General features: G+C 63.8%; 17 protein-coding genes and 1 riboswitch. Of the genes, 6 read left to right on the forward strand and 11 right to left on the reverse strand.

Features of this window, described 5'->3' with window-relative positions:
* The 11 genes from B3H64_RS10685 to B3H64_RS10735 all read right to left on the reverse strand — a co-directional run.
* On the reverse strand, nt 1-793 hold a 793-nt coding region (locus B3H64_RS10685), incomplete at its 3' end, for a glycoside hydrolase family 3 N-terminal domain-containing protein (RefSeq protein WP_286735005.1).
* Nucleotides 790-2,871 (reverse strand): ribonuclease R, encoded by a 2,082-nt coding sequence (gene rnr / locus B3H64_RS10690; RefSeq protein WP_286735008.1) that lies wholly within the window; start codon nt 2,869-2,871, stop codon nt 790-792. The genes rnr and B3H64_RS10685, both read right to left, overlap by 4 nt.
* A 54-nt stretch (nt 2,872-2,925) precedes the next feature.
* Nucleotides 2,926-3,171 (reverse strand): preprotein translocase subunit SecG, encoded by a 246-nt coding sequence (gene secG, locus B3H64_RS10695; RefSeq protein ID WP_050619263.1) that lies wholly within the window; start codon nt 3,169-3,171, stop codon nt 2,926-2,928.
* A 183-nt stretch (nt 3,172-3,354) separates the two neighbouring features.
* Nucleotides 3,355-3,987 carry a hypothetical protein gene (locus tag B3H64_RS10700; RefSeq protein ID WP_286735010.1) on the reverse strand — a complete coding sequence of 211 codons (633 nt, stop codon included), beginning with the start codon at nt 3,985-3,987 and terminating at the stop codon, nt 3,355-3,357.
* Nucleotides 3,988-4,443: 456 nt separating this feature from the next.
* Nucleotides 4,444-6,291 carry an FtsX-like permease family protein gene (locus tag B3H64_RS10705; protein ID WP_286735013.1) on the reverse strand — a complete coding sequence of 616 codons (1,848 nt, stop codon included), beginning with the start codon at nt 6,289-6,291 and terminating at the stop codon, nt 4,444-4,446.
* A complete protein-coding gene (locus tag B3H64_RS10710; protein WP_286735014.1) occupies nt 6,281-7,048 on the reverse strand; it encodes an ABC transporter ATP-binding protein in 768 nt (255 codons plus the stop codon). Before B3H64_RS10710 ends, B3H64_RS10705 begins: the two co-directional genes overlap by 11 nt.
* 117 nt (nt 7,049-7,165) lie before the next feature.
* On the reverse strand, nt 7,166-9,016 hold the full coding sequence (asnB, locus tag B3H64_RS10715; RefSeq protein ID WP_286735016.1) for an asparagine synthase (glutamine-hydrolyzing): 1,851 nt from the start codon (nt 9,014-9,016) through the stop codon (nt 7,166-7,168).
* 150 nt (nt 9,017-9,166) lie between these two features.
* Nucleotides 9,167-9,466, reverse strand: coding sequence for an AtuA-related protein (locus B3H64_RS10720; protein WP_050619258.1), 300 nt, complete (start codon nt 9,464-9,466; stop codon nt 9,167-9,169).
* Between the two features lie 28 nt (nt 9,467-9,494).
* The gene (locus B3H64_RS10725; protein WP_050619257.1) at nt 9,495-10,841 is read right to left on the reverse strand and encodes an acyclic terpene utilization AtuA family protein; all 1,347 of its coding nucleotides are present in this window, start codon (nt 10,839-10,841) and stop codon (nt 9,495-9,497) included.
* A gap of 40 nt (nt 10,842-10,881) precedes the next feature.
* Nucleotides 10,882-12,429 carry a CitMHS family transporter gene (locus B3H64_RS10730; protein ID WP_349676180.1) on the reverse strand — a complete coding sequence of 516 codons (1,548 nt, stop codon included), beginning with the start codon at nt 12,427-12,429 and terminating at the stop codon, nt 10,882-10,884.
* Between the two features lie 106 nt (nt 12,430-12,535).
* Entirely contained in the window at nt 12,536-13,891 is a 1,356-nt protein-coding gene (locus B3H64_RS10735; protein ID WP_286735020.1) for a sigma-54 interaction domain-containing protein, read from the reverse strand.
* 114 nt (nt 13,892-14,005) lie between these two features.
* Here B3H64_RS10735 and udk point away from each other — a divergent pair, with 114 nt between their 5' ends.
* From udk to B3H64_RS10765, 6 genes are all read left to right on the forward strand, one after another.
* The gene (udk, locus tag B3H64_RS10740) at nt 14,006-14,623 is read left to right on the forward strand and encodes a uridine kinase (RefSeq protein WP_286735021.1); all 618 of its coding nucleotides are present in this window, start codon (nt 14,006-14,008) and stop codon (nt 14,621-14,623) included.
* Nucleotides 14,624-14,760: 137 nt separating this feature from the next.
* Nucleotides 14,761-14,961, forward strand: a complete 201-nt coding sequence (locus B3H64_RS10745; protein ID WP_050619253.1) for a hypothetical protein — start codon at nt 14,761-14,763, stop codon at nt 14,959-14,961.
* Nucleotides 14,962-15,022: 61 nt separating this feature from the next.
* Nucleotides 15,023-15,110, forward strand: a riboswitch (cyclic di-GMP riboswitch).
* A 33-nt stretch (nt 15,111-15,143) separates the two neighbouring features.
* Complete coding sequence (locus tag B3H64_RS10750) at nt 15,144-21,026, forward strand: Cna B-type domain-containing protein (RefSeq protein ID WP_286735024.1); 5,883 nt, start codon at nt 15,144-15,146, stop codon at nt 21,024-21,026.
* 148 nt (nt 21,027-21,174) lie between these two features.
* Entirely contained in the window at nt 21,175-21,903 is a 729-nt protein-coding gene (locus B3H64_RS10755; protein ID WP_286735025.1) for a DUF4358 domain-containing protein, read from the forward strand.
* Nucleotides 21,904-21,981: 78 nt separating this feature from the next.
* Nucleotides 21,982-23,385, forward strand: coding sequence for an MBOAT family O-acyltransferase (locus B3H64_RS10760; RefSeq protein ID WP_286735026.1), 1,404 nt, complete (start codon nt 21,982-21,984; stop codon nt 23,383-23,385).
* A 13-nt stretch (nt 23,386-23,398) separates the two neighbouring features.
* Nucleotides 23,399-24,553 carry a DHHW family protein gene (locus tag B3H64_RS10765; protein WP_286735028.1) on the forward strand — a complete coding sequence of 385 codons (1,155 nt, stop codon included), beginning with the start codon at nt 23,399-23,401 and terminating at the stop codon, nt 24,551-24,553.
* The last annotated feature ends 29 nt before the right edge of the window (nt 24,554-24,582 follow it).

Consider the following 24,582-nt stretch of genomic DNA (forward strand, 5'->3'; position numbering starts at 1 on the left):
GCTCGGTCTCCTCCAGCTCCTCCGGGGATTTATCCACCACCGGCAGACCCACGTGGGAGTCCACCGCGGTGTCCCCATGGCCGGGAAAGTGCTTGACCGCGGGGATGACGCCCTGGTCCATCATGCGGCGGGCGGCGGCGGGGCCCAGCCCCGCCACGGTCCGGGCGTCGGCGCTGAAGGCCCGCTGCCCGATGACGGTGTTGCCGGGATTGGACCACACGTCCAGCACCGGGGCGAAGTCTAGATTGAGGCCGAAGGCGGCGCACTCGGCTGCCAGCACGTCGCCGTAGGACTGAGCGGCGGGGACCGAGCCGGTCTGTCCCACGCAGTAGGCCCCGGGAGTCCGGCGGACCTCCGGGGGCATCCGGTCCACACCGCCGCCCTCCTGGTCGATGGAGAGGAACAGGGGGATGCCATCGCCGTTGAGGGCCTTAAGGCCGTTGGTCAGCGTGACAAGCTGGCCGGCGCCGGCGATGTTCCGGCCGTAGAGGATGAGCCCGCCCACCTGATATTCCTGGACCAGCCGGGTTGCCTGGTCCCCAATCTCCGTGCCCTCAAAGCCCCCGATCAAAAGCTGGCCCACCTTCTCCTCCACCGTCATGGCGGCGAGCTGCTCCGCAAGGGGGTCGGGTTCCGGAACGGGGGTGAGCGCCGGCGTGGGGGTGGATTCCGGGCTGGGCACGGCGGCGGTGGGGGCCGCCTCGGGCGCGGGTGCGGGGACCGCGGCGGTCTGACAGCCGGTAAGTGTGAATACAATCAGCAATATGAGGGCGAGTAAATTCCGATTTGTCATCGTTTCCTCCTGCCTTTGGTCCGTTTGGGCGGACGGTAACCGGGCTTGTTCCCCGTCTTGGCCGAGCGTCTGGACGGCTTAACGGGGGCCTGCCGGGCCTCGACGGGACGGGCGGGTGCGGCCCCCTCCGGGAGCGCAAAGTCGATCTGCCCCGAGCCGGGGTCGGCGGCGGCGCAGACCACCTCCAGGGGCATTCCGAAGGACCAGACCGCCTTGGTGCGGCAGCCGGTCAGGGTCATGCGCACCTCATCGTACGTATAGTCGTCGTCGGGCAGGGCGGCGGCGGGGAGAAGCCCTTCCACCCCGTTGGGCAGGGCCACGAAGAGGCCGAACCGGGTGACCCCGGACACCGCGCCGGAAAAGGTCTCTCCCAGGCGCTGGTGCATATACTCCGCCAGGTAGCATTTTTCGATCTCCCGTTCGGCGTTCATGGCGGCCACCTCCCGGTCGGAGGACTGTTGGGCCGCCCGCTGGGCCGCCGCCGCCCCCTTTCCGCGGGTCCGGCCCTCCGGCGCCCCGTCCAGCAGGGCGGTGAGGATGCGGTGGACCATCAGGTCGGGGTAGCGGCGGATGGGCGAGGTGAAGTGGCAGTAGAACTTTGCCGCCAGACCGAAGTGCCCCAGATTCTCCACATCGTACCGGGCCTTCATCAGGCTGCGCAGCACCATCATGTGGATGGCGGGGGCCTGCGGGGTGTCCCTGGCCTTCTCCAGCACCTTCTGGAGGGAGAAGTGGTCGGCCTCTCTCAGGTCGTAGCCCAGGGGGGCGAGCATGCTCCGCAGAGTGGCGACCTTGTCCTCCGAGGGCTTTTCGTGGACCCGGTATACCGCCGGGGCGTGGAGCTGGAAGAGGTGCTCGGCCACACACTCGTTGGCCGAGAGCATAAAGGACTCGATGAGGGCCTCGGAGACGCCCGTCTCCCGGACCTGGACGTCCACCGGGTCCCCCAGCTCGTCACAGATCACATGGCACTCACGGCTCTCCAGGTCCAGCGCGCCCCGGAGCCTGCGGCGCTGCTCCAGAGCGGCGGCCAGAGCCGCCATGTCCCGGAGCATGGGCAGGATGTGGGCGTATTTGGCTTCCAGCTCCGGGTCCAGCCCGGCCAGCAGGGTGTTGCAGTCGCCGTAGGTCATCCGCTCGGTGGAGCGGATGACGGACTTGACGAGCCGGTGGTCCAGAACCGCCCCATCCGGCCCCATGGTCAGGATGCAGCTCAGGGCCAGCCGGTCCACGTGGGGGTTCAGGGAGCAGATGCCGTTGGACAGCTCCGGGGGCAGCATGGGCACCACCTGGTCGGCAAAGTAGACCGAGGTGCCCCGGTTCCACGCCTCCAGGTCCAGCGGAGAGCCCTCGGCCACGTAGTGGGACACGTCCGCGATGTGGACGCCCAGCACCCAGCGGCCCCGCGCGTCCCGCTCCAGGGAGACGGCGTCGTCGAAGTCCTTGGAGGAGGCCCCGTCGATGGTGATGACCGTTTTGCCCCGCAGGTCCAGGCGGCCGGCCAGGTCGGCGGGCGCCACCTCCCGGGGCGCCAGCTCGGCGGCGGTCTGGACCGAGACGGGGAAGGCGCGCTCGATGCCGTACTGATAGAGAATGGCCTCCACCGCGGCCGGGCGGGTGCCGTCCTTGCCGAAGATCTCCCGCAGCGTGCCCATGGGGGGGAGCTTTTTGTTTCCGTAGCTGGTCACCGCCACGGCGGCCTTGTCCCCGGCCTTGGCCGAGCGGGTACGGCCCACCACCTTGATGGGGTGGGGGAGACGGTCGCTGCCGGGGCGGAGCCAGACCTCACGGCCCTGGCGCTCAATGGCGCCGGTGACCGTCTTGTTGGCCCGCTCCACCACCGCCGTGATTTTCGCGGTACGGCGCTGGCCGCCCCGGTCGTCCTCCACAGGCACGGCCAGCACCCGGTCGCCGTTCCAGGCCCCGCCCTCGCTGCGGGGCGGGATGAACCAGTCGTCCTCCCGGCCCTTCCCGTCCTCGGGAATGAGAAAACCAAACCCCTTGCCGGTGGCCTGGTAGGTTCCATTCAGTTCCAAATAAAAAATCTCCTTTATTCGTCGGTAGCTGTAGTATACCACGGAATGGGAAAAAGAAAAACGCCTCTCCCGTTGGGAGAGGCGTTTTTGATGCGCTCAGGCGTTGGGCATCAGACCGATGACCAGAGAGAGGACCATAAAGCCGATGGCCACCCACTTGGTCCAGCGGGCCAGCTTGGCGTCCCAGCTCTTGGCCTTGTTCTTGGACAGGAAGGTGTCGGCGCCGCCGGCGATGGCTCCGGACAGACCGGCGCTCTTGCCGGACTGGAGCATGATTACGGCGGTGAGGAAAACGGCGGCGATCACATCGACCACGGTGAGCACGAGCTTCAGAGTACCCATAAATACATCGTCCTTTCAAAGGCCCGAAGGGCCGTATCATCATTCAAATGGGCGCAATAATCCCAAACCGTGAAATCTATTATAGCACATTTCGACGGCGAATGCAAGCCCTATTTTGCGGCAGGCACGGCGGAAAGGACGCGCAAACCGCGCGCTTGCGGCCCCGGGGCGGAGGCCCTGAGGTCAGCCGCGGGAGGGCTCCTCCGCCTTCCCATCTCGGGGTGGTATTCGGTTGAGCCTGCAAAAGTAGGGATAGAACCGCAGGGCGGCCTTGCGTTCCTCTGCGGTGTCTGCCAGACCCAGCAGATCAAAGAGAATTTTTTCGGCAGTTTGGTTGGAAAAACATTTCAGAGCCGTTTTTCCCCAGCGCTGTTTTTCAGGGTCCCGCGTAAAATAGGGCCAGAAGGCCAGGCCCTTTTCCGGCCGCAGCGCCACGCGGTGGACCGGATGGGCGGCGACTGTGCCGCTTCGGCAATCAGCGCCGAAGAAATCCTCCCCGACCATAAAAGCGCCGATGATGCGGCGGCTTGCCTCCTGCACCCCAGCCCCACGTTTGGTCAGCAGACAAAGCGAATTCGGCTTCATCCGGTCGGGAATCCGGGGCTCTCCTTTGGAAGGTCCGCTCAGATAAGTGCCGGTGAACACAGTCCATGTGGAGAATACGTCCTGTTCCTGTGCTGCGGTGATGTGGAACGCCGCCTGGGAGTTTGCGGATATTTTCATATTGCGCAGGAGATTCTTGTGCTCCTGTTTCTGCTGGAACGCTTGCCGCTCCGCCTCTCTTGCGGCCTTTCTTGCGGCCAGGAGGCGTTTCATTTGATCCTGCATGTCGTTATTTTTTAGGGTCAAGTGTTTGGCAAAGGCGTCCGGATAAAGAAATTGTTTATCTCCGTCGGAGAAGCAGACCGTGAGGATGTTGCGGTTCCGATTCGGTGGACCAGACAGTTATCCCGCACCTTGGGCCGAGACGCGCTTTTTATGTTCTATATCGCGTGACACGCCGATACAGCGAAAGAATATAAAAAGAAAGAGGGCGTTTCCTGTTCCTGCCTTGCACTGGAACAAAGCCAATTGGCCCTGAAACCCTGGGGATGCAAGCCTTTCGGCTTTGTTCACTACGCATTCAAATAAAAAAGAAGGACTTTCCATACAGCACCACAGGGTGCAATACCAAAAGCCCTTCTTAAAAGACGGTTCTTTGCAAAGAAAAAAGCAAATTTTCCGGAGGCGCGTCCAACCGCTCCGTGCGTTCAGGGGGGATGAGGCTGAAGGCTACCCGTTTCCTTTGACGATGCGGCGGGCGCCGAAGCAGGTGGCCAGGAAGTAGGCCCCGTAGATGAGCACCAGGAAGCCGGCGGTGACCAGGCTGCTGCGCACCGAATCCACCCGCCCCACGACGGAGATCACGGCGTTGGCCGCCGTCATGCCCACGATGGAGTGGACCACCGCCAGGGCCAGCGGGAGGAAGAAGGACAGGGCTACCTGGGTGAGTACCGAGCGGTCCCGCATCCGCTCCGGGACGCCCAGGCGGGAGAGAATCTGATAGCGGGGCACGTTGTCCGCCGCCTGGCTGAGCTGCTGGAGGGCCAGCACCGCCGCGGCGGTGAGGAGAAAGACCATGCCCAGATAGAGTCCCATGAACAGCACCAGGATCTTGCTGCCCATATTCTCCGTGTAGATTCCGATGCGAGTGTCCAGAGACAGCGTGAGCCCGTCGGAAAAGGCGGGGGAGCTGTAGGCGGCGGCAAGGGCGTCCTCGGCGGTCTGCTTGTCGCCCCGGTAGTTGGCGCAGAAGACCTGCCGCCGGACCTGGAGCGCCTCCGCCCAACTGTCGGGGGCCACAAGATAGCGGTTCATACCGCTGTAGCCGGTCACGATGGCCTGATCGGTCACAAGGGGCAGACCGTCCCCGGCCAGGGCCTGCCCGCCCTGGAGGGCCATCAGCGCGTTGTAGTCGGAGAGCAGCACCACGGCATAGGCGTCGTCCGCGGGGATGCCGGTGACGGCGGGGTCGTTGTAGTAGAAGAGAAAGTCGTGCTGCTCCCCCAGCAGAGCGGGGTCAAAGCCGGACTCTGCCAACCGGGCGGGGAGGTCCGCCACGGTGGTGTCCCCGCTGTAATTCTGGATGGTGACATCGTAGGGGGCGGCGGAGGAGGTATTCTGCTCGATGGTGTCGTTGAGGCCCACACAGCAGGCGGTGACGCCGATGGCCAGCAGCAGGAGCAGGCAGATCACCGTCATGGACAGGTAGGTGGTGTGGATGCGGGAGTTGAACTGCCGCAGCACAAACATGTTGAGGCCCCTGTAATAAAGCTTCTTGTGCCCCTTCACCACCCGCAGCAGGAAGCCGGACAAGGACCGGAAAAACAGCAGGGTCCCCAGAGTGCCCAGGGCCAGCATGAGGAAGAACAGCGGGTCGATATACAGCATGCCCCGGATGAGGAGCATGGCGTAGGCGACGACCAGCAGAGCCACCCCGGCCAGGAAGGTGAGGACGCTGGTCCACAGGGGTCGCTCCTTCATCTCCTCGTTTTTCCGGGCTCCCTGCATCAGGTCGATGAGCTTGGCCCGGGAGACCGACACCCCGGTCAGAATCATGACCACCAGGAAGATGACGCCGAAGTAGAGCACCGTCTTGCCGATGGCCTTGACGGAGAGGACCAGAGCGAACTGCTCCCCGGCAGGGTAGGCGGAGAACATGGCGATGGTGAGCAGCCCCAGGCCCTGGGCCAGCAGGACCCCCAGCACCAGTCCGGTGGCCAGGGCCATCAGACCGATGAGCAGGGTCTCCAGCACCAGCAGCAGGGAGACCCTGCCTGCGGGCAGACCCAGCAAGAAGTAGGTGCCCAGCTCCCGCTTGCGGCGCTTCATCAAAAAGGTGTTGGCGTAAAGCACCAGGCAGGCCAGCACCACCGAGACGAAGGCGGAAAAGATGTTCATGAAGATGAGGATGGATTCCACCATATAGTGGGCGCTTTTGGCCAGCATCTGCATCGCCCACTGCCCCTCCAGGGAATTGAACACATAGAAGAGGCTCACTCCCAGGGTGAGGGTGAGAAAGTACACCGAGTAGTCCTTGAGACTGCGGGTGACGTTTTTCCGCGCCAGCTTAAAGAACATCGGCCGCGTCACCTCCCAGCCGGCTGACCACGCCGATGATGTCCTGGAAGAACCGCCGCCGGTCCTCCCCGTCCCGCCGCAGCTCGTGCCAGAGCCGGCCGTCCTTGATGAAGAGGATGCGATGACACCAGGAGGCGGTAAAGGCGTCGTGGGTGACCATGACGATGGTGGCCCCCTGATCCCGGTTGAGCTGGGAGAGCTGGCCCAGAAGCTGCCCGGCGGACTTGGAGTCCAGCGCGCCGGTGGGCTCGTCGGCTAGGACGAGGGCGGGGGCGGTGATGATGGCCCGGGCGGCGGCCACCCGCTGCTGCTCGCCGCCGGAGAGCTGGTAGGGGTACTTTTCCAGCACCCGCTCCAGCCCCAGCAGCCCGGCGGTGTCTCGGACCCGGCGGTCGATCTCCCCGGCGGGCGTGCCCAGGATGGTGAGGGCCAGGGCGATGTTCTCAAAGGCGGTGAGGGTGTCCAGCAGGTTGCAGTCCTGGAAGACGAAGCCCAGCCGCTCCCGGCGGAAGCGGGAGAGGGCCTTGCCCCGGAGGGCGGTGACGTCGGTGCCGTCCACGGTGATGGTGCCGGAAGAGGGACGGTCGATGGTGGACACACAGTTCAAAAGGGTGGTCTTGCCCGAGCCGGACGCGCCCATAACGCCCACGAACTCGCCGGGGAGCACGTCGAAGCTGAGGTCGTCCAGGGCCCGGGTGTGGCTGCCCCGGTCACCGTAGACCTTTTGCAGATGTGAGACGGATAGGATGGGTTCCATAAGAAAAAGCCTCCTTCGTGTTGCTATCAGGCTACCACGAAGGAGGTAAATTTTCCTTGAGAAGGAGTGAAGAAAAGATAAAGTTTTTCCGGCGGCGCCCTCCCCGCCGCCGGGGTGCTACACCGTCAGCCCGAACCGGACCATCCAGGCGTTGAGCTGCACCAGGTAGGCCAGCATCTGGGGCCCGGCCATGAGCTGGCCGAACCAGGGCCGGCCGTAGTCCCCGGCGGAGACCAGCATCCCCGCCCGCAGGGCGTTCTCGTCCACCAGAGCGTGCAGGGGAGCTGCCGGGTCGGCCAGGATCTCGGCCACCCGGGCCCGGACCAGCTCCTCGTAGAGGGGGTTGTGGGTCTTGGGATAGGGGCTCTTGGGCCGGGTGCGCACGTCCTCGGGGAGCAGACCCTCCGCCGCGTCCCGCAGCACCTGCTTGCGCCGGCCGTTCATGGCCTTCATGCACCAGGGGATGTTCCAGACGTACTCCACCAGGTGGTGGTCGCAGAAGGGGACCCGCACCTCCAGGCCCGACCACATGCTCATGCGGTCCTTGCGGTCCAGCAGGGTGGACATGAACCAGTTGAGGTTGAGCCAGGCCACCTCCCGCCGCCGGGCGTTTTCCGGGTCCTCCCCCTCCAGCCGGGGGGTCTGGGCCACCGACTGGGTGTAGCGGTACTGCACGTAATCCTCCACTCCCAGCCGCTTCCACAGCCGCGGGTCAAAGACCTCCCTGCGGGCGTCCAGGTCCCGGCTCCAGGGGAAGGTGGAGGCGTGGAGCATCTCGGGCCGCTCGAACCAGGGGTAGCCCCCGAACACCTCGTCGGCGCACTCCCCGGACAGGGCTACCACATGTTTTTGGGCCACCTGGCGGCAGAAATAAAGCAGGGAGGCGTCCACGTCGGCCATGCCGGGCAGGTCCTTGGCCCGCATAGCCTGGTCCAGCAGGGCGGCCAGATCGGGGATGGGGCAGGTGAGTACGGTGTGCCGGGTGTGAAAGGCCTCCACCATGCGCTCCACCCAGGGCCAGTCGGCGTCGGGCTGGAAGGAGGAGGGCCGGAAGTACTTTTGGTTGTCGGCGTAGTCGAAGGAGTAGGTCTCCAGGGCGGGCAGGCCCCGGCGCTGGTAGTCCCGGGCGGCTACGGCGGTGATGACGCTGGAGTCCAGCCCGCCGGACAGGAAGGTGCACAGGGGCACGTCGGAGACCAACTGCCGGGTGACGGCGCCGGTGACCAGCTCCCGGACCCGGACCACCGTGTCCTCATAGGAGTCGGTGTGGGGGCGGCTGACCAGGGACCAGTAACGCTCCTGCCGGGCCCCGGCCGGGCCGATGACCATCTGGTGGGCGGGCCGGAGCTCCTCCACCCCGGCGAACACCCCTACCCCGGCAGTCCGGGCGGGGCCGATACCCAGCACCTCGCACCACCCGGCGGCGTCCACCCGGGGGGTGAGACCGGGATAGGCGAACAGCGCCTTGAGCTCGGAGCCGAAGACAAAGGCCCCGTCGTCGGCCCAGGCGTAGAAGAAGGGCTTCACCCCGAAGCGGTCCCGGCAGGCGAAAAACTGCTTTCGGGCCCCGTCCCAGATCACGAAGGCGTAGATGCCCTCCAGCCGGGTCCCCACCGCCTCGCCGTATTCCAGATAGGCGGCGAGGAGCACCTCGGTGTCGGAGGCGGTCTCAAAAGCGTGGCCCCGCCCCTCCAGGTCCCGGCGCAGCGCGCCGGTGTTGTAGAGCTCACCGTTGTAGACGATAACGTAGTCCTGTCCCTCCCGGGACCGGGTCATGGGCTGTCTGCCCCGGTCCGGGTCGATGACCGCCAGCCGCCGGTGGACCAGCGCCCCGGCGGGGCAGGTCCACTCCCCCCTGTCGTCGGGGCCCCGGTGGTGCAGCGTCTCTCCCATGGAATGGGCAATGGCCGCCCATTCCGGACGGCCATTGTCCCGCTCAAAGTGGATGAATCCGGCAATTCCGCACATACGCAGTTCTCCTTTCGGGTTTACACCGCTAGTATATGCAAAAACCGGGCTTTTGCCCCGCCAAGCGGAAAAAAGGCCCCGGACTTCCGTAAAAGTCCGGGGTGGGAAAAGCAGAATTCGCGTTGGGGATTCGGAGGGTATTGGAAGGACTTAGATGTCCATATCCAGCAGGTAGGAGCTCAGACCCTTGCCGTGCATATCCACGGACAGGGAGCGGGTGACGCCGCCGCCCAGGGCGGCGTACATGACGAAGTTGAGGGCGTGGATGTTGGGCAGCTCGTAGCGGACCACCTCGCCCTTGACGATACCCTTGAAGTGTTCCTTCACCTTTTCGGCGGTGACCTTCTCCTTGAGCAGCGCAAAGTCCTTGGCGTCGTAAGCGATGAGGGACACGTTGGAGATGTTGCCCTTGTCGCCGGTGCGGGAGTGTGCGATATCCCAGAGTTTCATGGCGGATACTTCCTTTCTGTCCCTAAAATCAGACTTCAAAAATTTCGGCTTCCGGCTTGACGTCGTAGCGGCTGACCAGGATGGAGGCCACGGATACGATGTCGCGGGTGCGCTTCACGGCGCCGCAGCCGCCGGCGGGGCCGTTGGTGTAGAGAGCCTCCACCTCGTTGGCGATGATGTCGGCGTCCGCCTTGGTCTTGGCCCGGCCGGCCACCCGGACCCGGACCTCGCTGGGCTCCTCGTTGTACTGGTAGTCGGGGTTCCAGTACAGGCTGTTGCAGCCGATGAGGTCAAACTTGAGCTCGTCGAAGGTGTGGGGGGCCACCAGCTCCAGCCGCTCCTTGACGATGTCCAGGGCCAGCTTGGCGCGGGCGACGCAGCCGGGTCCGCCGTAGGAAATCTCGCCGTCGCCGATGAAGCAGTCGCGGTAGCCGATGGAGCACTTGAAGGTCTCGGTCTTGGGCTTGCCGGTGGCGCCCTCCACCTGTACCTTGTCCTTGGCCACCTCGGTAAACTTGACCTGCTTGAAGTCGGCCACCACGTCGGGGGTGAAGTAGTTCTCGGGGTCGTGGATCTCATAGACGATCTGCTCGGAGCAGGTCTCTACGGTCACCATGCCGCCGGCCTCGGGGACCTTGGTGACAAAGAAGGAGCCGTCCTCAGCCACCTCGATGATGGGGAAGCCCAGGTGGCCCACGCCGGGCACGTCCTTCTTGCCCGGCTCAGCGAAGTAGCCGCCGGTAACCTGGCCGCCGCACTCCAGCAGGTGGCCCGCCATGGTGCCCTTGCCCAGCTTGTCCCAGTCCTCCAGGGACCAGCCGAACTCGTGGATGAGGGGGGCCATGAAGATGGCGGGGTCGGAGACACGGCCGGTGATGACCACGTCGGCGCCCAGATCCAGGGCCTTCAGAATGCCCTCCACGCCCATGTAGGCGTTGGCGGAGACAATCTCGCCGGGCAGCTTGGACAGGGGCTCGTGGGTCTCCCAGACCTCGGTGTCCCTGTACTTGTCGATGACGGGCAGCAGATCGTCGCCGGTGACACAGGCGATCTTCATGCCGGTGAGGCCGTGCTTGCGGGCGATCTCCACGCATTTTTTGGCGGCGGCCTGGGGGTTGGCGGAGCCCATGTTGGTGATGATCTTCACCTTGTGCTCCCAGGCCAGAGGGAGGGCCTTTTCCATGCGGTGCTCCAGCAGCCCGTTATAGCCCTTGGTGGGGTCCTTCAGCTTGGCCTGCTGGCCGATGGCGATGGTGCGCTCGGCCAGGCACTCGTAGCTGATGTAGTCCAGATTGCCCTTCTCAATGAGTTCCAGGGAGGGCTCCAGGCGGTCGCCGGCGTAGCCTGCGCCGCTGCCGATACGGATGGTTTTCATAGTACGACTTCCTTTCTAGCAGTTAAAAGGTAGGTGTGGTTCAGATGGAGATGCCGCCGGTGATGACGCCCACCACCAGCATGATGAGGGAGATGGCCCACACCATGGGAATGGTCTTTTTCTGATGCTCGCCCAGGTCCACGCCGGCCAGGCCTACCAGCAGGAAGGTGGAGGCGGTGAGGGGGGAGACAGGGAAGCCGGTGGTCATCTGGCCCAGAATGGCGGCCTGGCCCACGTTGACGCCGGCCACGCCGAAGCCCTCGGCGGTCTGCGCCAGCACGGGCAGCACGCCGTAATAGAAGGAATCGGGGTCAAACAGCAGGGAGGCGGGCATGGAGATGATACCCACAATGATGGGGAAGAACCGGCCCAGAGAGGCGGGGATGAGGGCGGTGAGCGCGCCGGCCATCTCGGTAATCATGCCGGTGCCCTTCATGATGCCGGTAAAGCAGCCGGCGGCGAAGAGGACGGAGCACATCATCAAGCACTCCTTGGCGTGGGCGTCCACCCGGGCCTTGGAGTCCTTCACGTTGGGGTAGTTGATGACGGTAGCCAGCACGTAGAAGACCATGAAGACCACGGCGGGGGCAAAGCCGGAGAACAGCAGGGAGAGGATGGCCAGGATGATGAGGGCCAGGTTGATGGGGAAGAGATGGGGCCGCAGCAGGGCCTTCTGCTCATCGGAGAGCTCGGCCATAGTGACTTCGGCATTGCCCAGGGCCACGGAGCCGATGCGGGCTTTCTCCTTCTTGCCCAGCAGGGCGGCGAATACCACCACGCAGATCAGGCCCACGATGACGGCGGGGAGAACGGGCATGAACAGCTCCTTGACCACGTCCACGCTCAGAGCGGTGGCGGCGCGGATGGTGGGGCCGCCCCAGGGCAGGATATTCATGGTGCCGGCGGCCATGGCGACGATGGTGGCCAGGGTGGTGCGCTTCATGCCCACGGCGTCATACAGGGGCACCAGCGGGGGCACGCAGATCAGGAAGGTGACGGCGCCGGAGCCGTCCAGATGGACGCACATGGCCAGGATGGCGGTGCCGATGGCGATCTTCACGGGGTCGGTGCCCATCATCCTGGTGATGCCGCCGATGATGGGGCGGAAGGTGCCGGCGTCGGTGAGGATGCCGAAGAACAGGATGGAGAAGATGAACATGACGCCGGTGGCGGCCACGGAGCCGATGCCGGACGAGCCGGTGATCATCTTGCCCAGGGACTTAAAGTTGGCCATGAAGTTGACGACGCCGGCGGTCCCCTCCGGGGCGCCCTCCGGGACCACTGCGATGAAGAAGCAGGCCAGGATGCCGGTGATGACGGGGACCGCGATGAGGGCGACCAGGGGAGACGCTTTCTTGGTCATGATCAGGACGAGCATGACGATGACTGTGATGAAACCAAGTGCTGCTAACATGCAAATACCTCCTCGTTTTTGCAGCGCGATCTGTGGGGCTTCTCGCTTGCGCTTAGTTAACAAAGCAAGGGGCGTGCCAAAACTTGAGAAAAAAATAAAAAAGCCCCGCGGCGCCTGGGGGACAAGGCGCCGCGGGTTTTGGGAACGGGGCGGAGCGCGGCCAATTGGCCGCACCGCAATTCTAAAATATTAGAAATCCGACATGTTTTGCGGGACGAATGGGGGTCCAAGCCGTTGCAAATGGCGAAATTCTAAAATGCTGGAACTGATTTCTAAAAAACTAGAAGTCAGGCGCGTTCAGCTTGTTGTATAGGCTGGCCAGAGAGATGCCCAACTGGGCGGCCGTTTTTTTCTTGCCCTCCAGACTGGCGCCGTTCCGGGCCAGCAGCCGCTGGATCTCCCGCTTTTCAAAGGCCCGGACCCTTTGGACCAGAGGGAGGGCGGCGTCGTGCTCCGCGGGGCGGCGCAGGTCGGCGGGGAAGGCCTCGCAGGTAATGATGCCGGAGGGGGTGAGGTAGGCGGAGAACTCCAGCACGTTGCGCAGCTCCCGCACGTTGCCGGGCCAGCTATGCGCCTGGAGGAGGCGCACGGCCTCGTCGGTGAGGGTAAAGGGGCGGCGCAGCTTGTGGGAGAGCTGGTCCAGAATGGCGGCGGCCAGGGCGGGGATGTCGCCGGTCCGCTCCCGAAGGGGCGGAATGTGGATGGGAAAGGTGTTGAGGCGGTAATAGAGATCCTTTCGAAACTTGCCCTGATCCACATAGTCCGGCAGGCCGGCGTTGCACGCGGCGATCACCCGCACATCCACGTCGATCTCCTTGACGCCGCCCACCGGACGGATGCGGCGCTCCTGAAGCACCCGGAGCAGCTTGGCCTGGAGGCCCAGGTCCATCTCGGAGATCTCGTCCAGGAAGAGGGTGCCGCCGGCGGCGGCCTCGAAGAGCCCCAGCTTGCCGCCCTTTTTTGCCCCGGTGAAGGCCCCCTCCACGTAGCCGAACAGCTCGGACTCCAGCATGTTGGGATTGAAGTTAGCACAGTTGATGGCCACAAAGACCCCCTCCCGCCGGAGACTGGCGTTGTGGATGGCCTGGGCGTAGAGCTCCTTTCCGGTGCCGCTCTCCGACTCCAGCAGCACGGTAGCGTCGGTGGCGGCGATCTTTTCCGCCAGGGCCTTGGTCTGGGCTCCCGCCGGGCTCTCGGCCACGATGTCGTCGAAGGTATACCGGGCGCCGTTGGCCTTGTTGATGCGGTGGAGGACCTGCTTGCTCCGGGCCTCCATGGCCTCCAGCTCTTCCCGGGCCCGGTAGGCGTCGTCCAGGAAGGTGACCACCGATAGGCCGCCCAGAAGCACCCCGTCCCGGTAGATGGGGTACAGGTTGACAAAGTAGAAGTCCTCCACCTCCTGCCGGGTCAGATGGAGGATGGGCTCGCCCTTCTCCAGCACATCGGGCAGGCGGGCGCCGGGCCGCAGGTCCCGGAGCCGGTAGCCCTCGATGGGGCCGATATCGCCTCCGGCCTCCTTGTTGAGAAATTCCCGGTAGGCCGTGTTGCCGAAGACGATGATCCCGTCGGTGTCGATGATGGTGATGCCCTCCCGCATGGCGTTGAAGGCGGCGCGGGCGGCCTCGTTGAGCTCCATGGGTGCCCCCCCTTTCCGTAGGGCTATTGTATCCCGTCCGGCGGAGGGACGCAAGAGGGATTGTCAAAGCCGTCTGTATCCTTTATAATTGGGAAAAACGAGGAGGCGGGACGCATGGACACCATGATCATCGGCATCGCCGGCGGGACCGGCTCGGGCAAGACCACCCTGACCCAGCATCTCAAGGACCACTTTGGGGAAAACGTCAGCGTGGTCTACCACGACAACTATTATAAGGCCCATCCCAATATGCCCTATGAGGAGCGCTGCAAGCTCAACTACGACCACCCGGACGCCTTCGATACCGACCTCATGGTGGAGGATCTGAAGACGCTGTGCGCAGGCCAGACCATCCACTGCCCGGTGTACGACTATACCATTCACAACCGCTCCAAGGACACGGTGGAGGTGCGGCCCACCAAGGTGGTCATCGTGGAGGGCATTTTGATCTTCCACCCCAAGGAGCTGCGGGACCTGATGGACATCAAGATCTTTGTGGACACCGACGCCGACGTGCGAATCCTGCGGCGCATTCTGCGGGACGTGAAGGAGCGGGGCCGGAGCCTGGACTCGGTCATCAGCCAGTATTTGAATACGGTCAAGCCCATGCACCAGCAGTTTGTCCAGCCCAGCCGCCAGTATGCGGACATTGTGGTGCTGGACGGAGGCCACAACCTGGTGGCGCTGGATATGATCACCCAGCGCATCAAGAGCCACGTGGACGGGATGTAGAACGAACCGGACTTCTGCTACAGGAGTCCGATTCTTTTTTCAGCAATATTTGAAATGTGACCGAAATGTATCTTTTCTGAGTTAGACTTGGTGCATAGAACACGCAGAGCCTCTCATATGGATGGAGGTGATTGCTGGTGAAGCAATCCACAGGCGAGAGGGAGACCTTCGTGGTGCGCATCCTCAATACGCAGAACGCCACCTGGCAGGGGACGGTCACCTGGACGGACGGCCGGAGGACGGAGCCCTTCCGCAGCGCGTTGGAGCTCATCCGCCTGATCGACAGTACCCTGCTGGAGCAGGAAGAGGAGGGGGATGCGCCGGGCCGGGAGAACTGAGAAAGAGGAGCGCCCTTTTCCAAGTCTGGCAGACAGACGCAGCGAACCCGAGAAAGCAGAACACGTGCAGAGGCAAACCGGCCGAAAGGCCGGGACGCAAAGCCAGGAGGCTAAAGCGGCTGTGCCGCCAGGCTCGTCCGGCCGCCACAATGTTCCACTCTTTTTAAGAAGGAGAATGAAACATGATGGCAAAGAGAATGAAGAGGACCCTGGCCCTAGCGCTATCGCTGGTGATGGTGTTGGGCCTCCTGCCCGCCGCCGCCTTTGCGGCCCGGGTGGAGGACGAGTACGACAGTACCGCCCAGATTGTGGATGCGGGCGGCACGCGGTACTTCAAGAAGGACGGCAACGGCGTGGCCGAGACCACAAAAGAGGCCGGCGACGCCATCCTGGAGATTACCAAGAGTGTGGCCGGGACCCAGGTGGAGAATGAGTTTGAGATCACGCTCCAGGTCAAGACCACCGAGGACCTGACCACCATCCCCGGCAAGACCCCCGACAGCGCCGTGGTGCTGGTGCTGGACGTGTCCAACAGTATGGACGACTGCGCCAAGTGCGGCAAGGAGCAGGACCATGCTAACCATACGCCGAACCGCTGCAACTGCGGTTCCTGGTTGTGTGATGGCCGCCATGCATTCATAGATAAACACGGCGGTTTTATGGGAGGACCTAACGGTACTTGTGACGTAGACGGTTGCTGGGGAACGGCGGAGAATCACTATACCGTGACCCCTGACTGCGTTTATGAGGCTCGTCTGACCCAGGCGAAGAAGGCGGCCAAGGATTTCATCGACACCTTCGCCACCCAGACCGGCGCTCAGGAGGGCGACAAGCGTCTGGTGCAGATCATCGCGTTCGGCAGCGATGCCAAGACCTATACCTCTCAGTGGTATGATGTCAACGATGCTGCCAACGGCGCCGCCAATATCACCGCGCTGAAGAACATCATCGGCACCGGGCTGGACAGTGGAATCCGGGTGGGCAACGGCGACGGCAAGGGCGGCACTAACATCGAGGGCGGCCTGATGCTGGCCCGGAACCTGCTGCAGGATGGTTTGAAAAATGGTCAGCCTTTGAACGGGATGGAGTACCTCTATACCGTGCTGCTGACGGACGGAGCCCCCACTTTCCATGTAAATAAAGACCAATCCGATACGAAACGCATCGACGGCACCAAGGGCGGTGGCAGCTACACCACCACCAATGATGTCCGTGACGTGGCCGGCGTGGCTTCGGCCATCAAGGGCCTTGCCAGTGCTTCCAAGCTGTTCTCCATTGCATACGGCAAAGACGTGGCCGGGGATAAGCCCTTTGGCAGCGTGAGCGGCATTGACAGCCCCGTGGCGGGCACCACATGGAAGAACCTGACCATCTGCCAGTGGCTGGGCAGCTTCTCCACCAACGCCTATGAGGCCGATGACAACCAGACCCTGTTTGATGCCTTTGAGGCCATCGGCAGTACCATCCGCCTGGCGGCTCAGGCGTGGCGGGTGGAGGACCAGATGGGCGCCAACATCACCTATCTGGGGGAGACCACCACCGGAACCTTTACCAACACCGTGACCCCTGCCGAGGACGGAGAGTCCTTCCAGTGGAACGTGCTGGCCTCCGGTTATGATCCGGCCATCACCACGATCAAGCCCGCCGGCTCCAGCGAGCCTTCTACCTATGGCTATACCATGAAGTACCGCGTCCGTCTGGACAATACGGACGGCAGCACCACCGCCTATCCGACCAATACCGCCGCCACGCTGAAGTTCATGCTGACCAACGATCAGGGCGAGTGGCCCAGCATCGGCGAGGGCGAGACCGCCGAGACCCATCTGAAAACCGTGGACTTCCCGGTACCCACGGTCAAGGGCAACTTCGGCGCTCTGCGCTTCACCAAGGTGGACAAAAACACCCAGGCCGCCCTGCCCGGCGTGACCTTCACCCTGACCTGTGACTGCAAGGACCCCGCCCACACCAAGATCGCGGCCTCTTCCGATACCGGCACGGTGTCCTTCACCGACATCCCCTCCGGCCATACGTACACCCTGACCGAGACCCTGCCCGAAGGCGATCCCCACGACCCCGCCAGCATCGGTGCCGTCACGGTAAAGGTCTCCGGCGGCGCTGTCTATGTCAACGGCCAGAAGAACCCCACGGACCTGAAGCTGGAGAACACCTATCTCCCCGGCGCCCGGGATCTGACCGTCACCAAGCAGTGGGGCGCCACCCCCGACGGCCTCCAGACCGCTGTCCAGGTGGTCTATGAGCAGTACCAGAACGGTGAACGGACAGCCACCAGCGATCCGGTCACCCTCACCGCCGCCGTCGGCTGGACCCACACCTGGAACGTCCCCGTCCGTGACACCCTGACCGGCGAGGCCTATAACTATGTGGTCCGCGAGTACGTGAACGGCGCCGTGGCCGAGGGCAACCAGGTATCCACCATCAACGGCAAGGACTATCTGGTCACCTACAATGACGTGAACAACATCATCACCAACGAGATTCAGAACGAGATGTCCATCCCCGTGGAGAAGCAGTGGCTGACCCCCGACAGCATGAAGGGCGCGGTCACCGTCAACCTGCTCCGGGACGGCAGTCCCTTCCAGACCCTGACCCTGTCTGGCACCAAGCTGTCCGGCACCTTTGAGAAGGTCCCCGTGTATGCCGAGAACGGCGACCGGTACACCTATTCCATCACCGAGACCATTGCGCCGAACGCCGGCTACTCCGCCCATATCGTGAAGAACGATGATGGCAGCTACACCATCCAGAACGTGGTCAATCAGACCACCGTCGCCGTGGAAGGCTCCAAGGCCTGGGTGGACGGCAACAGCGGCGCCCGGCCCCAGAACGTAGCGGTCAGCCTGTGGAAGACCGGCTCCAATACGGCGCAGGACACCCGGACCATCGGCTGGAACGCCGAGACAGAGACCTATGACTGGACCTACTCCTTCACCGGTCTGCCCAAGTACGACCTCACCTACAACGAGACCACCGGCCTGTGGGAGGGCACCGGCGCCGAGATTGAATATTACGTCACCGACGACGCCGAGGGCTATGACCCCGCCATCGCATACAAGGGCGAGGACGGCCAGTATAACCTGACCAACAAGCTGACTCAGGTCGAGATGACCATCAGCGTCACCAAGACCTGGGACGACGAGGGCTTTGAAGACGAGCGGCCCGACAGTCTGACCTTCTCCCTCTACGGCGCGGACAAGGATGAGGCCCTTGCGACCCTGGTCCTGAACGCCGAGACGGAGGAAGTCGAAGGGAAGATCCACACCTACTGGGAGGACTCCACCACCGGGCGCTTTGACGGCACCTTCCCCAAGTACGACGCCACCGGCGCGGCCATCGGCTACACCGTGGTGGAAGCCGAGCCCGCCCACTACGACGCCACCGTGGGGCAGGCCGAAGAAGTGGACGACGCCACCATCCACTTCCCCGTGAAGAACACCCTGAACGGCGACACCACCGCTGTCAGCGTGGAGAAGATCTGGAAGGACACCCGCACCAACGCCGACCGCCCCAAGGCCACCATCAAGCTGATGGACGGTTCCACCGTGGTGGACAGCATCGACCTGCCCCGGGCGGATGAGCAGGGCGTCCTGGTCAACACCTACACCTTCACCGACCTGACCAAGTACCGCGACGGCGGCCGGATCCAGTACACCGTGGCGGAGGACACCGTCACCGGCTATCAGACCCCTGTCATCGCGGGCAGCATGGAAACCGGCTACACCGTCACCAACACCGTGAAGCAGCAGAGCGGCGACGAGGGCGTCACCGTGTCCGGCACCAAGAGCTGGCTGCCTGCCGACGGCATCCACCACCCCACCAGCACCACCATCCAGCTCCAGTCCGATGCGGCCGAAGCCAACGTGTTTGCAAATGTGACCGGCAAGACTGCCACCGCCACCGCCGAGGGCGGCTGGACCTACACCTTCACCGGCCTGGACCGGTACGCCTATGACGACGGGGGCGTCCGCGAGATCCAGTACAAGGTGACCGACACGGTAAGCGGCTACGAGACCACCGGCGGCACCAGGAACGCCCAGGGCGCCTATGACCTGACCAACACCTTCCAGCAGGAGTTTACCTCTGTCTCCGGCAAGAAGGTCTGGGTGGACGGCAGCAGCGCCGTTCGTCCCGCCTCTGTCACCGTGGCCCTTCTGGCCGACGGCGTCGAGGTAGGCCGTCAGACCGTCAGCGCCGTGGAAGGCAGCAGCGAGTGGGCCTTTACCTTCGGCGTGAGCGACGGCGGCGCCACCTTGCCCAAGTACAGCGCTTACAATACCGCCATCGCCTACACCGTCCGCGAGGTCGCGCCCGACGGAACCTGGGTGGAGCTCCCCGAGGGTCAGACCAAGGGCAGCGTCACCTACACCGTGGGCGACAGCACCCTCACCTACGACGTGACCTACGGCGACAACTACACCATCACCAACACCAAGCCCCAGGATTACTCCGACGTCACCATCAACAAGGTGTGGAAGGATGGCTCCAACGCCGCCGGCACCCGCCCCGCCACCGTCAGCCTGACCCTGCTGCGCAATGGCAGCGAGTATGAGACCGTGACTCTGGGCCCGAATGAGCCCGATACCAACGTGAACGGCGACACCTGGAGCCACACCTTCAACGGCCTGCCCAAGTATGACGACGGCCGGAACGCCTACCGCTACACCGTCCGGGAAAACGGCCTGGATGAGGACGGCTGCCTGCCCGCCGCCGTGGAGGGCGAGCGCTACACCGCGTCCGTGAACGGCCTTACCGTGACCAACACCATTCAGCAAAAGACCATCTCCATTTCCGGTGAGAAGAAGTGGGAGAACACCCCTGAGAACTGGGTCGCGCCGGAACGGGTGACCATCGAGCTCTATAAGAGCAACGGCACTGTGCTGGTGGACTCCGTGGACCTGCCCAGGACCGCCGCCGACGCGCCGGCAGAGTCCGCTCCTTCCACCTCCGAGCCCGTGGAGAGCGCTCCCGCCGCGCCCGACTGGAGCTATACCTTCACCGGCCTGCCCAAGTACGATCGGAACGACGCGGGTGAGGGCAGTGGCGCGCTCATCGACTACACCCTGAAAGAGAAGGGCGTCCTGGAGAACGGTACCATCATCTACACCGTGAAGAGCGACGGCAAGGATCGCAAGGACACCTACCAGGTGGAGTACAAGACCAACGAGGACGGCACCCGGGATGTGGTGAACACCTGGAAGGACAACGAGTATTACAGCTATCTGGTCAAGGCCACCTATATCTCCAAGGTGAACGGCACGACCACCACCGTCACCGACGTGCAGGTGGCCGGCGGCCGCGGCGACGCCAACGAGACCATCCGGATCGCCTCCGGCGACTATACCACCTACGGCGGCCACAGCGACTACGAGTACGTGCTGGGCAGCGCCAAGCTCAACGGCGCGCTCTACCAGGAGGGCCAGAAGAACTTCTCCTTCGTGCTGGACGATTCCTCCGTGGTGGAGACTCTGGAGCTGACCTACTACCGCGAGAAGACCACCCCCGATCCCGAGCCGGATCCGGGCCCCAGCGGAAAGGATTACTACCGGGTCATCGTCAACTACCTGGAGGAGGGTACGGATCGAGTGCTGGCCACCCAGTACCGCTCCGAGAAGATCCGAGAGGGCAACTCCTGGGATGTGACCGAGCAGACCGAAAAGAGCATCGAGGGCTACGAGCGGGTTCGCGTGGACGGTGAGCCCACCGGCCGGAACATCCAGTCCAACGTCATCATTGATGTCTACTACACCGCTGCGACCGAGATTCCCGACCAGCCCACCCCCGGCGGCTCCGACCCGGTGGACCCCCAGCCCACCCCCGGCGGCGAGACGGAGAGCCCCAATCAGCCCTCTCCGGCGGACCCGGGCCCCGACGGCGGCGCGACCGAGATTGTGGATGAGGGCACACCCATGGGCAACCTGCCCCAGACCGGCACCGTGGCCGCTCCTGTGGACCCCTCTGTCACGCTGGGCCTGATGGCCCTGTCCGCCTCCCTGTCCGCGGCCGGCCTGGCCTTCTGCATCGGCCGCAAGAAGGAAGAGGAGAACTAAGCGCCCGCACCGCAAAAGCATCGAAAGGGCCCCGCGCCTTGGCGCGGGGCCCTTTTTTGTAAAAATCGACGCAGATCGGGAACCTTTTGCGCCGCTCCATCGTCCAAGACAGCGTATCACCCAAAACCGAAAGGAGCCAAGCACTCTTATGAATCAGCGTATCCTCTCCCTGCTGCTGGCGGGGACCCTCTCCCTGACCCTGCTGGCCGGTTGCGCCCCCAAGGGCAGCGAGTCCTCCCAGCCTCCCGAGACCACCCCGATGGTCACGCCCACCCAGCCGGCGGAGCCCACCGAGACGCCGGTCCTGCCCACCGAGACGCCTGAAACCGAGCCCACCGAGACGCCCGGCGCCGCCCCCGAAAGCACCCCCGGGGCCGCCAAGCCCTCCCAGAGCCCCAAGCCTTCGGAGAAGCCCAATGCCGCCCCCTCTCAAAAGCCCCAGGCCAGCCCTGAGGCCACGCCCGTCCCCACCCCCTCCGAGAGCCCGGACACCAGCTCTGTGGTCACCCAGGTGTGGGAGCAGATCGCCGCCGATTTGGCCGACGTGCTGCCCTCCTCCATGGACCTGACCGGCGACGACCTGAAGAGCACCTACGGCATCGACCCGGCGGACCTGGAGGATTACGTCTGCAAGCTGCCCATGATGAGCGCTCATATCACCGAGTTTTTCATTGCCAAGGTGAAGGACGGCAAGATGGATGCCGTCAAGGCCGCGCTCCAGGCCCGGCAGGAGGCCCTAGCCGGCGGCTTCCTCTACCCCTCGCTGGTGGAGCTGGTGGAGGACTACAAGCTGGTGGTCAACGGCAATTACATCCTCTTCTGCATCACCGAGAACGCCGACCAGGCGGTAGAGATCTTCGACGACTATACAAAGTAAGGAAAAGCGGGTATAATACCAAAAGGCCGGCCTGTGGGCCGGCCCTTTTCCGCCATTCCGTGACGTGAGGTGAGCCTGTTGGTCTTTTCCAGCCCGCTGTTTCTGTTTTTCTATCTGCCCGCAGTTCTGCTGGTTTACTATATGACGCCTCTGCGGTGGCGCAACGCGGTCCTGCTGGTCTTCAATCTGATCTTCTATGGCTGGGGGGAGCCGGTCTATATCCTCATCATGTTTCTCTCCATCGCCATTGACTACACCCATGGGATGCTGGTGGAGAAGGCCAAACGGCGGGGGCGGGACGGCCGGGCCCGGGCGGCGGTGTGCTCCTCGGTGCTCTTCAACCTGGCCCTGCTGTTTTTCTTCAAGTATTGGGACTTCCTGGCCGAGAGCCTGGCCGCCGTGGGGCTGGACTTTATGCCCCGGCTGGGTCTGAGCCTGCCCATCGGCATCTCCTTCTACACCTTCCAGACCATGAGCTATACCATCGACGTATACCGGGGGGACGCGCCAGTGCAGCGCAGCGTGATCAGCTTCGGCACCTTCGTTACGCTTTTTCCCCAGCTCATTGCCGGCCCTATCATCCAGTACAAGGACCTGGACGCGCAGTTGGACCACCGGGACCACACGGCGGAGAAGTTTGCCTCCGGCGTGCAGGTCTTTGTGGTGGGTATGGCCAAGAAGGTGCTGCTGGCCAACAACCTGGGGATGCTGTGGGATGCCTACAAGGCCGTCCCCGCCGCCGGGCTCACCGTCCTGGGGGCCTGGCTGGGGGTGGCGGCGTTCTCCCTGCAAATCTACTTTGACTTCTCCGGCTACTCCGACATGGCCATCGGCCTGGGCCGGATGCTGGGCTTCGAGTTCAAGCCCAACTTTGACTACCCCTATATCTCCCGAAGCATCACCGAGTTCTGGCGGCGGTGGCACATCTCCCTGGGCACCTGGTTCCGGGAGTACGTCTACATCCCCCTGGGGGGCAACCGGGTCTCCCGGGGCCGGCTGTGCTTCAACCTGCTGGTGGTGTGGGGCCTGACCGGCATCTGGCACGGGGCGAGCTGGAACTTCCTGCTGTGGGGCCTCTATTTCGGGGTGCTCCTTATGCTGGAAAAGCTGTTTCTGAAGCGGTGGATCGACCGCTGGCCCGCCTGTTTCCGGCACGCCTATACCTTGCTCTTGGTGGCGGTGAGCTGGGCCATCTTCGCCCTGGAGGACTTTGGCCAATTGGGCGCCTACCTGGCGGTGATGTTCGGCCTGGCGGGGCGGAGCCTGACCGATGGGGCCTTCTTCTACTATCTGCGCTCCTACCTGCCGGTGCTGGTCCTGGCCTGCCTGGCCTCCACCCCCCTGGCCCGCCGCCTGTGGCACAGGGCTCCCGCGCGGGCCGTCCAGGCGGCGCTGCCGGTGCTGCTGCTGGCGGGTCTGCTGCTGTCCACCGCCTATCTGGTGGACGCCACCTACAACCCCTTCCTGTATTTCCGGTTCTGAGGAGGCGAGAAGCATGTCAAAAAAATACGCTGTCTTTATCACCGTGCTGTTCTGCGCCTTTCTGGGCGCCTTTGCCGTGGCCAACGCCCTGACGCCGGACCGGGAGTTTTCCCCCATGGAGAACCGCTATCTGGCCCAGCGGCCCACCCTGGACAGACGGGACTTCACCCTGAGCTGGAGCGCAGCCGGGACCGGGGACTTTTTCAGCGGCAAATTCATGTCGGACTTCGAGCGCTATGTCACCGACCAGTTTGTGGGCCGGGACGGCTGGATCGCCGCCAAGGCGGCGGCGGAAAAGCTCTCGGGCAAGGGGGAGAACAACGGGATCTATCTCTGTAAAAAGGAGACCCTGATCCCCCGGTTTGACCGGCCGGATGCCCGAAGGGTGACGGATAATCTGAATTATGTGAACAAATTGGTGGAACATGTGGACATTCCGGTGTACTTTGCCCTGATCCCCGGTAAGGTTTCGGTGTGGGCGGACCGGCTGCCGGAGGGGGCTCCCAACGCCGACGAGAGCGCCATCCTCCGGGAGGCGGCGGCTGCCTCCCGGGCCCGATGGGTGGATGTCCAGGGGGCTCTGCTGGCCCATGCCGGGGAGGACATCTACTACCGGCTGGACCACCACTGGACCAGCCTGGGGGCCTATTACGGCTACGCCGCCCTGACGGAGGCCATGGGACTGGACCCGGTGCCCCTGAGCGCCTATGAAAAGACCACGGTCTCCACCGACTTCAACGGCACCACCTTTTCCTCCTCCGGCGTGCGGTGGATGACGCCGGACGTCATCGACCAGTACGTGCCGGAGGACGGGGTGGAGGTGACCTCCTGGCTTGGAGCGGAGCCCCAGACGGGGAGCCTCTACGACTGGTCGAAGCTGGAGGAAAAGGACCAGTACGCCTTTTTCATGGGGGGCAACCAATCCCTGGCGGTGGTGCGGACGGAGCACACCGACGCTCCCAAGCTGCTCATCGTCCGGGACTCCTACACCGACAGCCTGGTCCCCTTCCTCACCGCCCACTTCTCCGAGATCCACCTGGTGGACCCCCGGTACAACAAGACCCCTCTCAGCGGATATCTCGCGGAAAACGAGATCGACCAGGTGCTGGTCCTTTACAGCGCGGCGAATTTCGTCAGCGACACCAACCTGTTTGTCCTGAGCAAATAAAAAAGACCGGGCGGACTGGAGAGTCCGCC

Source organism: Intestinimonas sp. UBA1698 (assembly GCF_002320075.1).
Taxonomy (GTDB): Bacteria; Bacillota; Clostridia; order Oscillospirales; family Oscillospiraceae; genus Intestinimonas; species Intestinimonas massiliensis.